The following is a 1,966-nucleotide window of genomic DNA, read 5'->3' as shown; positions in this document are numbered from 1 at the left end:
GCAACGGAACAACTTCAACGGATTCCAACGAACAATTGAAATATTCAAGCTTTGATACTTTTGATGTTAAGCTTGTTGCTACTTCAACTATTGGTTGCAAAGACTCAATTACAAAAAGCGTAATCGTCAATCCTTCACCAAAAGCAGATTTCTCTGTTACTGATTCTGTTCAGTGCTTTAACGAAAATAATTTTAAATTCATAAACCTAACAGCTTGGTCAAATGCTGTTAGGTTGAATTATTACTGGGACTTTGGTAACGGTTCGTTTTCAACAGATTCAAACACAAATCACAAATACCAAAGTTCAGGAATTTTTAATGTAAAACTCAAAGGAATAAATTCCTACAACTGCCCCGATTCAATCACAAAAACAGTTACAGTAAATCCAAGCCCAACAGCAGATTTCTCAATAAATGATTCAACACAATGCCTTGATTCAAACAACTTTATCTTTGTTGACCAATCAAAAATCAGCTCTGGAACTTTAACTCGCCAATGGTTTGTTGATGACAGTCTAACATCAACAAATCCTGCAATAAATAATTTTTCATTTTACGATTGGGGAAAATATCCGATAAAAATAATTTCTACAAGCAACCAAAACTGTAAAGATTCAATTTTAAAGAATGTTTACGTCCATCCAATGCCCCTTGCCGCTTACATTTACCTCAACAACTGCCTTGAAGATACAATGTTTTTTTACGATAAATCTTTTATTGATTCGGGAAAGGTGCAACGCTGGTTTTGGGAATTTGAAGATAGCAATTATTCACATTTGCAAAACCCAAATTACATTTACAACGATACTGGTAAAAAAGCCGTAACACTCACATCAACAAGTGATTTTGGTTGCTCAACAGATTCAACAAAATATTTTTTTATAGAACAACACGTAAAAGCAAACGAAATAATTAGGGCAACAGTTGAGGATGATGAAAACATCCTAATCGAATGGACAGAAGCAACAAAGGGAATTCCAAAAATCTATATTCTCGAAAAATCAGAAAACGGAATTAGTTGGTACGAGCTAAGCACAAGCGACAATCAAACATTTGATTTCCTTGATTTTAACAACAGAGTTGATGAACAATCCTATTTTTACAGAATGTTTGTAATTGACAGTTGCGATTACAAAAGTGATTACACAAATTATGGTAAAAGCATTCTCCTTACAACAGAAGCAAAAAGCATTTACCCAAAACTTAAATGGACTGCTTACGAGCAATGGAATCAAGGAGTTAAAAATTACGAATTACAGGTTTTTGATAAATCAAAAAATCAATTTACCCTCGTAGAGACAATTCATGAATTGTCTTTACAAGGAAATTACACATTCACAGACAGTTTTACAAAAATAAACCAAGAATTTTACTGCTACAGAATTTTGGCAAAAAGAAAAGGAGATTCGGTAAATTCCGTTTCAAACGAAGTTTGCATTCCAACAGAATTTCACATTTACGCACCAAACACATTCACACCAAACGAAGATGAAGTAAACGATAGCTTCCAAATAAAAGGCACATTCATAATCGAATACAACATAAAAATTTACAATCGCTGGGGAGAACAAGTATTTGAAAGCAACGATATTCACAATTCATGGGATGGAAAATACAAAGGAAAAGTCTGTCCGGTTGGAGCATATTATTATCAAATTTACGCCAAAGGAACTATGGGGAAAAGGGAGAGTTTGAAGGGGAGTGTTATTATTTTGAGGTGAGTTAAAACTAAAAGGTAAAAACTAAAAGGTAAAAGGTATGTGTTACGAATAAACAAAAAGAAGTACTTAAAGTGCCTAGAGTGCCTAAAGTACTTAGAGTTGAAAACTAAAAACTAAAAGTTATGTGTTACGGATAAACAAATTACCAGTCCGCAGTCGGCAGTCTCCAGTCAGCAGTTCGCAGTCAAATTCCAAATAAACAAATCACCAAATAAACAAATAAACAATCCCTACAGCAACAACCC

1 protein-coding gene is annotated in these 1,966 nt (G+C 33.8%); it reads left to right on the top strand.

What is annotated here, in order from left to right; all coding sequences use genetic code 11:
- The coding region (locus U9R42_12280) for a PKD domain-containing protein (GenBank protein MEA3496795.1) at nucleotides 1-1,721 on the top strand (1,721 nt) is incomplete at its 5' end.
- Nucleotides 1,722-1,966 lie beyond the last annotated feature (245 nt).

It is taken from the genome of Bacteroidota bacterium (genome assembly GCA_034723125.1).
Taxonomy (GTDB): domain Bacteria; phylum Bacteroidota; class Bacteroidia; order CAILMK01; family JAAYUY01; genus JAYEOP01.
The sequence above is the reverse complement of the archived record's forward strand: the minus strand, read 5'-3'. Positions and strand labels throughout refer to the sequence as shown.